General features: G+C 72.7%; 13 protein-coding genes. All 13 read left to right on the top strand.

Annotation, left to right across the window (positions count from 1 at the left end; genetic code table 11):
- Positions 1–251: 251 nt before the first annotated feature.
- The 13 genes from D0901_RS10390 to D0901_RS10330 all read left to right on the top strand — a co-directional run bounded on the left by D0901_RS10390 (position 252) and on the right by D0901_RS10330 (position 13225).
- Positions 252–1952: a bifunctional UDP-sugar hydrolase/5'-nucleotidase gene (locus tag D0901_RS10390; protein WP_129140237.1), complete on the top strand. Its 1701-nt coding sequence runs from the start codon at positions 252–254 to the stop codon at positions 1950–1952.
- On the top strand, positions 1949–2455 hold the full coding sequence (locus tag D0901_RS10385) for a hypothetical protein (RefSeq protein WP_129140236.1): 507 nt from the start codon (positions 1949–1951) through the stop codon (positions 2453–2455). The genes D0901_RS10390 and D0901_RS10385 overlap by 4 nt, the downstream gene beginning before the upstream one ends.
- Complete coding sequence (gene gspD, locus D0901_RS10380) at positions 2452–4671, top strand: type II secretion system secretin GspD (protein ID WP_129140235.1); 2220 nt, start codon at positions 2452–2454, stop codon at positions 4669–4671. Before D0901_RS10385 ends, gspD begins: the two co-directional genes overlap by 4 nt.
- Entirely contained in the window at positions 4668–6176 is a 1509-nt protein-coding gene (locus D0901_RS10375) for a GspE/PulE family protein (protein ID WP_129140234.1), read from the top strand. Before gspD ends, D0901_RS10375 begins: the two co-directional genes overlap by 4 nt.
- 126 nt (positions 6177–6302) lie before the next feature.
- Positions 6303–7499, top strand: coding sequence for a type II secretion system inner membrane protein GspF (gene gspF / locus D0901_RS10370; protein ID WP_129140233.1), 1197 nt, complete (start codon positions 6303–6305; stop codon positions 7497–7499).
- A gap of 66 nt (positions 7500–7565) precedes the next feature.
- Positions 7566–8006, top strand: a complete 441-nt coding sequence (gene gspG / locus D0901_RS10365; protein WP_129140232.1) for a type II secretion system major pseudopilin GspG — start codon at positions 7566–7568, stop codon at positions 8004–8006.
- The gene (locus tag D0901_RS10360) at positions 8003–8479 is read left to right on the top strand and encodes a GspH/FimT family pseudopilin (protein ID WP_162500854.1); all 477 of its coding nucleotides are present in this window, start codon (positions 8003–8005) and stop codon (positions 8477–8479) included. Before gspG ends, D0901_RS10360 begins: the two co-directional genes overlap by 4 nt.
- Positions 8476–8868 carry a type II secretion system protein gene (locus D0901_RS10355; protein WP_129140230.1) on the top strand — a complete coding sequence of 131 codons (393 nt, stop codon included), beginning with the start codon at positions 8476–8478 and terminating at the stop codon, positions 8866–8868. Before D0901_RS10360 ends, D0901_RS10355 begins: the two co-directional genes overlap by 4 nt.
- A complete protein-coding gene (locus tag D0901_RS10350; RefSeq protein WP_129140229.1) occupies positions 8865–9473 on the top strand; it encodes a PulJ/GspJ family protein in 609 nt (202 codons plus the stop codon). The genes D0901_RS10355 and D0901_RS10350 overlap by 4 nt, the downstream gene beginning before the upstream one ends.
- The gene (gene gspK, locus D0901_RS10345) at positions 9470–10591 is read left to right on the top strand and encodes a type II secretion system minor pseudopilin GspK (protein WP_129140228.1); all 1122 of its coding nucleotides are present in this window, start codon (positions 9470–9472) and stop codon (positions 10589–10591) included. The genes D0901_RS10350 and gspK overlap by 4 nt, the downstream gene beginning before the upstream one ends.
- Positions 10591–11976, top strand: a complete 1386-nt coding sequence (locus D0901_RS10340; protein ID WP_129140227.1) for a type II secretion system protein GspL — start codon at positions 10591–10593, stop codon at positions 11974–11976. The genes gspK and D0901_RS10340 overlap by 1 nt, the downstream gene beginning before the upstream one ends.
- Positions 11973–12503 (top strand): hypothetical protein, encoded by a 531-nt coding sequence (locus tag D0901_RS10335; RefSeq protein ID WP_129140226.1) that lies wholly within the window; start codon positions 11973–11975, stop codon positions 12501–12503. The genes D0901_RS10340 and D0901_RS10335 overlap by 4 nt, the downstream gene beginning before the upstream one ends.
- Positions 12503–13225, top strand: coding sequence for a hypothetical protein (locus D0901_RS10330; RefSeq protein ID WP_129140225.1), 723 nt, complete (start codon positions 12503–12505; stop codon positions 13223–13225). The genes D0901_RS10335 and D0901_RS10330 overlap by 1 nt, the downstream gene beginning before the upstream one ends.
- Positions 13226–13229: the final 4 nt, after the last annotated feature.

The raw sequence follows: 13229 nt of genomic DNA, 5'->3' as shown, positions 1-13229 counted from the left end.
GACGGTCTGCCAGTCCACGGCGCCCGGGCCGGCGATGCGCGCCGCCGGCCACTCGGCGTCCCGGTGACTGCGGCCACCGGGCTGCGTTACCCGGAGGTAACCTAGAGCAGCAAAGTGACAACCCCATGACGACTTGGCGGCAGCGCCGCGCCCGCCGCGCGGTCACGAAACCGTCATCGCCCAGTCATTAGGATGACGAATCCGGCGGCGGCGAAGACCGTCCGCCGCGTTGGATCATTCGCGGGAGCCTCATGACGCCACCTCTTTCCACCGACGCCCGCGCCGCCACCGAGCGACGCTGCGATCCCACCCGCCGTCGCCTCGTCGGCGCCCTGGGTGGTGCGCTGCTCAGTACCGGCATGGGCGGCTGCGCCACGTCCTCGATCTCGACGCGCACTGCACGCGCACCGACCCCGGGACGCCAGGTCGATCTGCTCTATGTCGCCGATACCCTGGAGTGTCTCGGCCCCACGCGGATCGTCGCCCCCGCCACCTATCTCGGCCCGGCGGAGCTGCTCGGTGGCGCGCCCTGGGCCACCGCGGACGGCGTGACCACGCTGGCCGGCAGCGCTGGCGCCGAATGGGCCGACCTGTATACCCCACGCCGCGCCGCGCGGCGCCATACCGCCGGCTATGGCGGCCTGGCCGCCCAGCTCGCGCGGCTGCGCCGTGAACTCGGTGCCGAGCGCACCCTGACGCTGGAGAACGGCCAGTGCTGGAGCGGCAGCGGCCTGGGGCATCTCGCCAACGGCAGCGTCGGCGTCGCCGCCAGCCGTCTGCTCGCCAGCGATGCCCGGGTCAGCAGCGACGAGCGCGTGCTCTGGCCGCAGCGTGCCGCAGCACTCTACCGAGACTACGCGCGCCCGGTGCTGGGCAATCTGGCCGCGCCGCCCACCGGCGTCAGCACGGCGACCCGCTTCGAGCGCGACGGCGTACGGGTGGCGGTGGTCGGCGCCAGCGATCCCAACGCTCTGGATGAAACTCGTCCCCTCGACCAGTGGTACCAGGCCCTGGCCGAGAGCGTGGCCAAGGCCGCCGAGGACGCCGAGCTGGTGGTGCTATTGGCCGATACCGGCAGCGCCACCGCGCGCTGGCTGGCCGGACGCCTGCCGCGGGTCGACCTGGTGCTGGGCGCCCGCGGCCAGGATTTCTGGCCCACGCTGATCGCGGTGGACAACCCCCACGGCGCCCCGGTGCCGCTGTGTCTGCCCGGCAGCCACGCCAGCGGCTTCTTCCATCTCAGCTGTCGCAGCACCCGGAGCGGCTGGCAGATCCACGCCGAGTTCCAGCGCAACGACGTCACGCCGGACGCCGCGGCTGGCGAACTGCAGGCACGCTTCGACGCCCTGCGCGCCCCCTACGCCGGCTGGCTCGACCGCCCGCTGGGCAGTGCCCCCGGCTGGCTGTGGCGGCGCGACAGTGTCGGCGGCAGCTGGGATGGCCTGATCGCCGCCGCCCTCAGCGCGGATAGCGACGCCACCCGCGCGCTGCTCCCGGGGCTACGCCACGACACCCTGCTGGCCCCCGGCGAAACGATCACCCGCGACCATCTGTGGCGCCTGAGCGGCGGCCATCCGGCGCGGGTCGTCGACCTCACGCCGGACCCCGACGCGCTGAAGCGCCTGCTCGAACGCGCGCTGGACAGCAGTCTGGGCCTGCCGCTGATCCTCAATGACAGCCGCGACCTGCCGCGCCTCTCGGCAACCCGCTGGACGCTCGACTACGGCGCCGCCGCGGGGGCACGTGCGCATCTCGACACGCTGCCGGCAGGGCTCACCTGGCGCAGCTTCAGCGCCCGCCCCCAGGCCGGCGGCGAGCCGCTGTGGCAACGCCTGGAGCGCTATCTCGGCGACCACGACGGCACCCCGCCGGCTCCCACGCCGCCGAGCGTCGAGGCGCGCTACGTCGAGGGCCATCCCGGCTGGCATCCACAGGCGCGCCTGAGCGTATGACGCCCCCGGCCTGGCTGAGCGCCCCGGCACGGTGGCTGGCGCTGTGTCTGCTGGCGTGGCTGGCGGCCCAGGCGCTGAGCGGCACGGCGCGTCTGCTGGCCCCCGCCGCCCCCGTCGCGGCACCGACAACCTTCATCCTCGACCCCGCCGCGCTGCCACCGCTGCCCGCCGCATGGCAGCCGCAGGCCACCATGGCGGACCGGCGCATCCCGCTCACCGATCTGCCCTACCAAGTGGTCGGCCGGGCGCTGAGCCGGGGCGCGAACTCGCTGGTGGTGCTGGCGACCCCCGACGGCCAGAGCGCGCTGATGCCGGGGGATCGCATCGCCCCGGGCATCACCCTGGCGCGTATCGATGGCGAGGGCGTGGTGCTCTCGCGCGACGGACGTCTGGAGCGCCTGGCCTGGCCGGAGCCTGACGCCACGCCCCGCGGGGCCATCGTCCGCGTCGAGCCGGGCACGCCTGCCGCCGCTTCATCCACGCTTTCGGAGTCATCCCCATGAGGCCCCTGCCGTATCGACTGGTGGTCACACTGCTACTGGCCCTGCTGCTCCCGACCCCGGCCCTGGCCCAGTCACAGACCCAGCCCCCCGCGGATGACACCAGCGCCACGGCGGCGGACGCCACCCCGCGCTACGACGTCGACTTCCAGCAGACCAGCCTGCGCGAATTCATCGACAGCGTCGGTCGGATCACCGGCCACGCCTTCATCGTCGACCCGCGGGTGCAGGGCAACATCTCGTTGACCAGCCAGCGTCGGCTGAGCGCCGACGAGCTTTACCGTCTGTTCCAGAACGAACTGCAGATCAACGGCTACGCCACGGTACCGCTCGCCGACGGCCAGGTGCGCATCGTGCCGGCCCAGGCCTCGCGCACCCAGCCGCTGCCGCTCGGCGACGCCGCCCAGGGGGCCAATGTCGCCACCAGCGTGATCGCCACACGCAACCTCGACGCCGCCACCCTGGCCGGCGTGCTGCAACCGCTGGTCGACAGCCAGGTGGGTACGGTCACGCCGTGGCCGGAGAGCCACCTGGTGGTGGTCACCGACTGGCGCGACAATCTCCGCCGGCTGACCCAGCTGGCCGAACGCCTGGACCGCCAGCGCGATCTCCAGGCCGCGGTACTGCCGCTAAAGCACGCCTCCGCCGACGAGCTCGCCGGCACCCTGGACACGCTGATGCAGCGCGAGGGTGGCGGTCAGGTGAAGGTGGTGGCCAACCCCCGCGCCAACGCCCTGGTGGCCTACGGCGACCCTGCCGGGCTGGCCCGGGTGCGCCAGCTCGCCGCCTCGCTGGACAAGCCCCAGGCCGAGGCGCAGCAGCGCAACACCCGGGTGATCTATCTCGACAACGTCAGCGCCGAATCGGTGGTCTCGGTGCTCGGCGGGCTGACCGGCGAACGCCCGCAGAACGCGGGCGGTGCCAATCCCCAGAGTCAGGTGGAGCAGCTACTGCAGCGCGCCGGCGGCGGCGATAGCGCGCTGCAGGGCGGCAGCTTCGCCAGCGCGAGCAGCGGCATGGGTAGCCGCGGCGGGCTGCCTGCGCTACCGGACGCCACCAGCCGCAATGCCGCGCTCGCCGGCACCCTCGGCAGCGGCGACGACGCGGTCGGCTTCGCCGTCCACCCCTCGACCAACGCCCTGGTACTGATCGGCCCGCCGGCGCGGCTCGACGCCTACGCCAGCATCATCAAGAAGCTCGATATCCGCCGCGCCCAGGTAGCGGTGGAGGCGATCATCGCCGAGATCACCGAGTCGCGCGCCAAGCGCCTGGGCGTGCAGTGGCTGTTCGGCGATCTCTCCGGCAGCGGCACGGTGCCGGTGGGCGGCTTCAACTACGCCGCCGACGGCCAGCCGGGGATCAACGCCATCGCCGGCGCCGCCGCGCGCAACGACACCAGCCAGCTGGCGCGGCTGCTCGGCAGCATCACCGGGGCCAGCGCCGGGGTGGGCCGGATCAGCGACAGCGGGGTGAGCTTCGCCGCCCTGCTCGGCGCGCTGCAGAGCGACAGCGAGACCAATCTGCTGTCGACGCCCTCGCTGACCACCCTCGACAACGCCCAGGCCTATATCCTGGTGGGCCAGGAGGTGCCCTTCGTCACCGGCTCCACCACCTTCAACGAGAACCCCTACCAGATCATCCAGCGCGAGGACATCGGGGTCAGCCTGCGCATCCGCCCCTCGATCAGTTCCGACAACACCATCCGCATGGATATCGTTCAGGAGGTGTCGTCGATCGACCCCAACGTCCAGGCCTCCGACGTGGTCACCAACAAGCGCGAGATCGAGACCTCGGTGATCACCCGCGACGGCGGCATCGTGGTGCTCGGCGGGCTGATCAGCAACGCCGGCAACTCGACCTCGGCGCAGGTGCCGCTGCTGGGCGATATTCCGCTGCTCGGCAAGCTGTTCCAGTACAACCGCGACGAGCAGGAGAAGCGCAACCTGATGGTGTTCATCCGCGCCCGGGTGCTGCGCGACGCCACTCAGATGGACAGCGCCACCGCCGACAAGTACCGCTATATGCGCGCCCAGCAGCTGCTCGCCGGCTTCGACGACGACCAGGCGCTGGCGCCCTGGGAAGCGGCCACCACCGTAGCCGGCGGCACGGCGGCGTCCGGACCGGGGATGGCGATTGCAGCGCCGAGCGCACTGGGCCAGCCGCGCTGGAGCACCCTCTTCCCCGACCAGCGCAGCCGCCTGGGGAGCCTGGCGCCATGACCGCGACCGCCGCCTTCAGCGCCGGCGACGATCTCGCGCCGCTGCCCTACCGGCTGGCCAAGCGCGCCGGGGTGGCGCTGGCGCCGGGCAAGCACGGCTACCGCCTGCTGTGTCGCGACACGCCGTCGCCGCTGCAGCTCGAGGTACTCCAGGACATCCAGCGCCGCCTGGGCCGCGCCGAGGGCTGCGAGTGGCTCGACGGCGATACCTTCGAGGCGCGTCTGGCCGCACTGCACGACGGCGAGCGTGCCGACAACGCGGCGCTGCTGGAGGGGCTGGCCGAGCACGTCGACCTCGACAGCCTGATGCAGGAGCTTCCACGGGCCGAGGATCTGCTCGAAAGCGAGAACGAAGCGCCGGTGATCCGGCTGATCAACGGCGTCTTCTCCGAGGCCCTGCGCCTGGCCGCCTCGGACATCCACGTCGAGCCGTTCGAGCGCGAGCTGGTGATCCGCCTGCGGGTGGATGGCGCCATGCGCGAGGCGCTGCGGCCGCCGCGGGTGCTGGCGCCGGTGCTGATCTCGCGGATCAAGGTGATGGCGCGGCTCGACATCGCCGAGAAGCGCCAGCCCCAGGATGGCCGCATCACCGTGCGCGCCGCCGGGCGTGACGTCGACATCCGCGTCTCCACCCTGCCCGGCATCCACGGCGAGCGGGTGGTGATGCGTCTGCTCGACAAGCACGCCGCGCTGCTCGACCTCGACCGGCTGGGCATGCCGCCGGCGGTGCTCGAACGCTATCGCCGGGTGCTCCAGCAGCCCAACGGTATCCTGCTCAACACCGGGCCCACCGGTTCGGGCAAGACCACCACGCTCTACGCCAGCCTCAACGCGCTCAACGACCGCAGCCGCAATATCCTCACCGTCGAGGACCCGGTGGAGTACGCCATCCCGGGTATCGGCCAGACCCCGGTCAACCCCCACGCCGGGCTCACCTTCGCCCGCGGCCTGCGCGCCATTCTGCGCCAGGACCCGGACGTGATCATGATCGGTGAGATCCGCGACCTGGAGACCGCCGCCACCGCGGTGCAGTCTAGCCTGACCGGCCACCTGGTGCTCTCGACCTTGCACACCAACAGCGCGCTGGGGGCGATCGCGCGGCTGCGCGACATGGGCATCGAGCCGTTCCTGCTGGCGACCAGCCTCAAGGGGGTGATGGCGCAGCGTCTGGTGCGCCGGCTGTGCCCGGCGTGCAGTGAGTGGCGCCCGCGCCGTGCCGACGATGCCCAGTGGCTGCCCGGCCTCGAGACTTTACCGCGGCTGGCCGAGCCCCAGGGCTGCGAAAGCTGCGACCACAGCGGCTATCGCGGGCGCCTGGGCCTTTACGAGTTCATCCCTATCGACGCCCATCTGGCCGGCCTGATCCACGAACGCGCCCCCGAGGCGGCGCTGGCCGAGTACGCCTTCGGCCAGGCCGGCGCCCAGAGCCTGGCGCAGGCGGCGCTGGCGCGGCTGGCGGCGGGCGAGACCGCCCTCGACGAGGTACTGCGTGCGATCCACCGCTGAGCTTGCCCCCCGCGCTGACCTCAAACTGCCATCGTCCGGGCTGCAGACTATGGCGCCATCGATGCCCGTCATGACCGTCGCGATGCGTGACGGGCGCCATATCGACATCGCTACTGGGGAGAGTCGATGCCCACCTATCGCTATGTGGCCCTGAGCCCCGACGGCCGCCGCCAGCGCGACGTGCTGCAGGCCGAGAGCGAGCGCCAGGCGCGCCAGCTACTGCACGAACGCGGTCTGTTCCCGCGCCGCCTGGCGCTGGTGCGTGCCGCCGAGGCCCCGGGCCGCGGGCGCCTCGATACCACCAGCCTGGCGCTGCTCACGCGCCAACTGGCGACCCTGATCGATGCCGGCATTCCGCTCAGCGACGCCCTCGACGCCCTCACCCGCCAGGCCGAGCGCCAGCGCGAGCGCGCGGTGCTGCTGGCGGTGGGCAACCGGGTACGCGAGGGCCACTCGCTGGCCGACAGCCTGAAGCCCCACGCGAGCTTCGATCTGCTCTACCGCTCGCTGGTCGCCGCCGGCGAGCGCGCCGGGCGCCTGGCGCTGGTACTCGAACGCCTGGCCGACCACCTCGAACGGGTCCAGGCGCAGCGCCAGAAGGCGCGCACCGCGCTGGTCTATCCGCTGGTGCTGGCGGGAGTGTCGCTGGCGGTGGTGAGCGGGCTGATGACCTGGGTGGTGCCGCGCCTGGCGCAACAGTTCGAGCGCTCCGACATGGCGCTGCCGTGGCTGACCCGGCTGATGATCGGCCTCTCCCACCTGATGCTGAGCCTGGGTCCGTGGCTGCTCGCGCTGTTGCTGCTGGGCGTGCCGCTGGCGGCGCGGATACTGCGCCGCCCGGCGCCGCGGGCGCGGCTCGACGCCCTGCTGCTCGGCCTGCCGCGCCTGGGCGAGCTGATCCGGCTGCTCGATACCGGTCGCCTGACCCGCACCCTGGCGATCCTCACGCGCAGCGGTATCGCCCTGCTGGAAGCGCTGCGGGTGAGCCGCGACACCCTGGGCAACCACGGCATGCGCGAGGCGGTGGCGCTGATCGAGCAGCGCGTCGAGAGCGGGATCAGCCTGCACCGGGCGATGCAGGAGTCGGGGCGCTTCTCGCCCTCGCTGCTGCACATGGTCGCCAGCGGCGAGGCCAGCGGCACCCTGGACCGCATGCTCGAACGCATCGCCGACGCCCAGGAGAGCGCCTTCAACCGCCGCGTCGACATGGCCCTGGCGCTGTTCGAACCGCTGATGATCCTGGTCATGGGCGCGGTGGTGCTGACCGTGGTGCTGGCCATCCTGCTGCCGATCATGCAGCTCAACAGCAGCGTGGCGCTGTAGCGCCCCGGCAGGCCCGCAAGCCATGACGCAAACGACTGATACGACAACGACGAGAGAGGCAACGGCATGACACGCGCTCCCCGCCCCGGCCACCAGTCCGGTTTCACCCTGCTCGAGATCATGGTGGTGATCTTCATCATCGGTCTGCTGGTGGCGATCGTCGCCCCCAACGTGCTCAGCAACCAGGACGACGCCATGCAGCAGAAGGCGCGCGCCGATCTCTCGACCCTCGAGCAGGCGCTCGACATGTACCGTCTCGACAACTACCGCTACCCCACCACCCAGCAGGGGCTGGCGGCACTGGTCAGCCCCCCCAGCAGCGACCCGCAGCCGGACAACTACCGCGAAGGCGGCTATATCCGGCGCCTGCCCGAGGACCCCTGGGGCCACCCCTACCACTACGCCAGCCCCGGCCAGCACGGCCGGGTCGATCTCTACAGCCTGGGCGCCGACGACCAGCCCGGCGGCGAGGGCATCGATGCCGACATCGGCAACTGGATGCTGTGAGCGCGCGCGCTACCCGGGGCTTCTCGCTGATCGAGCTGCTGGTGGTGATCGTGATCATCGCCCTCGGCGCGAGCCTCGCCGTGGCCTGGCTGGCGGGCACCCGCCCCGGCGAGCGGCTCGACCGCGAGGCGCGCGACCTGGCCGGCGCCTTCCGCCTGGCCGCGGACGTCGCCCGCGCGCGCCAGCGGGTGATCGGCTGGCAGCCGCAGGGCGACGGCTATCGCTTCGTCAGCTGGCAGCCCGGCCACGGCTGGCAGGTCTTCGGCGAGCGCCTGGGGCTGGCGGCGCAGCGCTGGGACCCGCCGCTGCAGCCCAGCCGTCAGCCGCCGGCCGCCGACACCACCACGCCCTGGCTGGTGTGGCTGCCCGATGGCGAGGTGGTGGGTGCGCATATCCAACTGGCCAGCGACGGCGCCCGCCGCACCCTGGCGGTGGACGCGCTCGGAGTCAGCGTGACAGGCCGTGGGCGATGAGTGCCAGGCCCGGCTACCACGAGGCCCCATGCCAGCGCGGTTTCACCCTGCTCGAGGTGATGGTGGCGCTGTTCATCCTGGCGCTGATCGCGGCGATCGTCGCCCAGGGCGTGCAGCAGCGCGTACGCATCGCCGAGAGTGCGGCGCGCCGCGCGCCCATGCTGCTGTGCGCGCGGGAGTTCGAAAGCCGTGCGGCGCTCGACCACTACTGGCCGCGCCTGGGCACCCAGCAGGGCGAGCTGAGCCAGGCGGGGCACACCTGCTGGTGGCGGCTGACGGTGGGCGCCACGCCGATCCAGCGGCTGCGTCAGGGCCGCCTGGCGCTCTACGACACCCCGGCCCGCGCACATCCGGTGCTCACCTTCACGCTCTATCTGGCACCGCCATGAGAGGGCCGGCAACAACGACGCCGCACCAGCGCGGCTTCACCCTGCTCGAGGTGATGATCGCCATCGCCCTGACCGCGCTGGTCGGCATCGGCGTGGCGGCGCTGGTCGAGCAGTTGGTGAGTGCGCGCGAGCGCTTCGCCGAACCGGCGCCGCTGGACGCGGAGATCGATATCAGCCGCCTGCTCTCGCGGCGTCTGGAGGCGCTGGTGCAGCGCCCGATACACGCAGAGGGTCGTCGGCTCTTCAACCTGCCGCTGACCTATCGTGCCGACCTGGCACGGCTGGAGTGGGTCTCGCTGGGCGCGGTGGCGCTGCCGGTGGGTGATTTCTATACCCGTCTGCGCCGCCAGCGCCTGCAGTGGGATCGCGATAGCGCCACCCTGACGCTCGATTCCAGCGGGCTGCTCGATGCCGCCGGTGAGCCCGAGTGGCAGCGGGTGGCGGCACTCGACGGCGTCGACGCCGTGACTTTCACGTTCTTCGTCACCGGGCGTTGGCTCGCCGCGCCCCCGCCGAACGGCATCGCCCAGGGCGTACGCGTGCAGTGGCAGCGCCATGGGCGCCCGGTGACGCTGACCGTGGTCCTGCCGGAGCTGCTGCCATGAACGTGTCACCGCCAACCCGGCGTGAGCCCGCGTGGGCGCCGCGCCAGCGCGGGGCGGCGCTATTGATGGTACTGCTGGCGCTGGCGCTGGTGAGCGTCACGCTGAGCGCGCTGACGCTGCAGGGACGGCGCGAGCTGACCCGTCTCGAACTGCTGCAGCAGGAGACCCAGGCCGAGTTCTACGCCCGCGGCGCGGAGATCATCGCCCGCCGTGCGCTCACCGATGCCGCGGTGCGCCACGCCGACCTGTGGTGGCAGACCCTGGCCGGGCGGCCGCTGCGCTATCCCACCGACGCCGGCGAGCTGCGTCTGGTGGTGCACGACCTGCGCACCTGCTTTAACCTCAACGCCCTGGGCGGCAGCCAGGCGGCGCTGGCCCAGCAGCAGCTGCGCTACTGGGTGGCGACCTATGCCAGCGAGCGCCTCGCCGGGATGACGCCGGATACCTTCGTCGCCCGCCTCGCCGACTGGATCGATCCCGACAACATCGCCCGCCTCGGCGGCATGGATGGCGCCGACTATGCGCGCCTCGACCCGCCCCGGACGAGCGCCGACACCTGGCTGCGCGATCCCAGCGAGATCAACTGGCTGGCGCCGCTGGACAGCCGCCGCGCCGGGCGTTTCGACGAGCTCTGCACGCTGCCCGACGACGGCCCCTGGCGGCTCGATCTCAACGCCCTGGGCCCCGGCGATCTGCCGCTGCTGGATGCGCTGTTCGTCGGCCAGGTCGACCGCGGCGCCCTGGCCACGCTGCTGCGCGCCCGCCCGCCGGGGGGCTACACGGACCTCGACGCGGTGCGCCAGGCGCTGGGCGGCGATGCCCCCTGGCTCGAACGCTACGCCAACCGCCTGCGCCTGACCCCGGACTATGTGGCGCTGGATATCCGCATCCGCCTGGCGGATCGCCACTACGACTTCCAGCGCCTGCTGCTGGCCGAGGGCACCAGCGCCTTCTATCCCCGCCAGCCGGCGGCGCGGGTACGGGTGCTGAGCCGCCGCAGCGGCTACCCCAGCGCCCGCCTCGACGCTATTTCGACCGACGCTATGTCGACCGACGCTATCTCGACCAACGCCGCCGAGCCGGCGGCGGACAACGTCTTTACCCAGGAGTCACCCTGATGCGCCGATCCGCACGCCCGGCGCGCGCCGCTACCCGCCTGCTGGTCGCCCCGCGCCAGCGCCTCGCCCCGCTCATCGATGCCAGCGCCGACACAGAGACGGACGCCGACACCCGGCTCCGTGTCGACTGGTGCCTGGAGGGCGCCACGCCGCACACCCTGAGCGATGCCAGCCCTCCTGAGGCGTGGCAGGCGCTGACGCGGCTGGCCGCCAGCCACCCGGTCACCCTGCTGCTGGCGGCGGATGCGGTCAGCCACTTCCATCTCGCCGCGCCGCGCGGGCTCAAGCGCCGCGAATGGCCGCTGCTGCTGGAAACGGTGACCAGTGAAGCGGTCGACCAGCTCCACCTGCAGGCGCTGCAGCGCGGTCGCGGCCACCTGGAGCTGATCGCCCTTCCACGCGCCGAACTCGCCGCCTGGCACGCCTGGGCGCAGCGCCTCGGCCTGGCGCCGACGGGCTGGAGCTGCGCCTTCCTGGCGCTGCCACGGCCGGCGACGCCGGATCAGATCACCACCCTCGACGACGGCAGCCACCGGCTGTGCCTGGGGCTGGCCGCGCCCGTGGCGCCGGGCGCGCCGGAGGCTCGCCAGTGGCTGGCGTGGCCGCGCGACTGGCCGCTACCGCCGGCCTGGCGCGAACGTGACTGCCAGATAGTCGATGGCAATATCGATACCGGTCCCGATATCGATGCCCATGGCGACACCGGCCAGCCACGGCAGCGCGACGGCGAACGCGGCGATGGAGATGGCGATGGCGATGGCGATGGCGAAAGACACGATGACGAACGGCATGATGGCGGCGAAGCGGCCGCCGCGCAGGCCCGGCTCCGCAGCCTCACCTGGCTGTCGGCTCAGCCCCCCGCCGCGCTGCCGTTCGCCGATGACAGCGGCGCGCGCCGGCAAGGGATCACCTGGCAGCCGCAGCGACGTACGCTCTGGCTGGCGGGTGCCATCGCCCTGCTGGCGCTGCTCGACGCCTCGCTGTGGCTGGCCACGAGCTGGCGCGGGCACACCTCGGAGAACCAACGTCAAGCGGCGGCGCTGGCCGCGCGCTTCGTCGGCCCGCCACCGGCCGACGCCCGGGCGGCGCTGGTCAGACGCGCCGATGCCATCGACGCCCTGGCCCGGCGCAATCATCGGCTCAGCGAGGCCCTGGCAACGGCCACGGCACAGCTCGCCGCGACGCCCTGGCAGCTGTCACGGCTGGCAGTCAGCGGCAACCGGGCGACCCTGGCCTGGCGCTACCCCGAGCCGCCGGCGCCGGTGGTGGTGAACCGGGCCCGTCAGGTCCTCGCCACGCTGGGCGAGGCGCAGTGGCACGCACTGCCGGGCGAGCTGAGCCTGAACCTCCCCCTCGCCGCCGACACCCCGGAGCCCACGCCATGAGCCGATTCGCCCCCCGTCTGCCCGCTCGCTTGGCGCCGCTGTGGACGGCGCGCTCGGGACGGGAGAAAGGACTCCTGGTGCTGGCACTGGTCGGCGTGCTGGCCTACGCCGGCCACGCCACGCTCTCGTCTCTGCCCGCGGGTGGCGAGCCGTTCGCCGCGGCGAGGCCGGCGCCGAACCTGCAGCGGCTGCCGCCGATCACCCCGGTGGACGCCGCAACCTGGCGCAGCGCCGCGGTGGAACAGGGTCTGGCGCTGACCCGCATCGAGGTGACGGCGCGCGGCGTCACGACCCACGGCGAGGCGCCCTCGCCCGAGGCGTTCAGCGACTTCGCGCGCTGGGCGGCGCAGCACGGCTGGTGGGCGGTGGCGTGGCAGCTCGAACGCCGCGAGGGGCAGAGCCTGGCGCTAGTAGCGCACTGGCGTAGTCAGCTCGAAAGACCAGGGCCGGAAGCGGGATCAGAGCCGGGCGCGGGGTCAGGGTCGGCGCCGCTGGATACCACCGTGACCGCGATGGAGAGCCGCTGATGCGACGCGCAATCGGTGTGCTGGGCATGCTCGGCGCGGGGCTGACGGTGGCCCTCGTCTTCGTCTCGACGTTGGCCCTGACCTGGCCACTGACGACCCTCGGCCCGCGGGCGGCGGTGGCCCGGGACATCACCCTGGACGCCCCCTCGGGGACGCTGGCGGCGGGCCGCGTGGCGCGCATCGCCTGGCGCGCCGCTGGCTGGCCACTGGCCCTGGGCCCCCTCGACTGGCAGCTGGCCTGGCCCGGGCGGCTGACGCTCACCCTGGGTGAAGGCAGCGGCGCCTGGCATGCCCGCGGCGTCTGGCACGGCCTCGACACCCGCTGGACGCTCAGCGGCGGCGACCTCGACGCGCTCGATCTCTCACGCCTGCCGCTGGCGCTGGCGGCGCGCTGGGAGGGGCAGCTCGAGGTCACCCTGCGCGGCACCCGCTGTCTCGCCAGCCACGGCGCGCTGACGGCCTCCAGCGTGACCTTGCTCGCCCCGACCCGGGTCGAACTGGGTCACGCCAAGCTGCAGCTCACATGCCGTGGCGGCACCCCCGAGCTGCGGCTGAATCTGGAACAGGGTCAGGTCCTGGCGCTCGCGCTGACGCTCGACCCCGACAGCGGCCAGGGCGAGCTGCGCGGACGCATCGCCGATAGCCATCCGCTGGCCGAGTGGCGCCGGCGTCTCGACCCCGACGCCCGCGGCGAGCGCATCGAGCAGCGCTTCCGCTGGTAGCGGG

This window comes from Modicisalibacter coralii (assembly GCF_004117855.1).
In the GTDB taxonomy this organism is placed as follows: Bacteria; Pseudomonadota; Gammaproteobacteria; order Pseudomonadales; family Halomonadaceae; genus Modicisalibacter; species Modicisalibacter coralii.
This window is presented reverse-complemented; position numbering and strand designations above follow the sequence as displayed.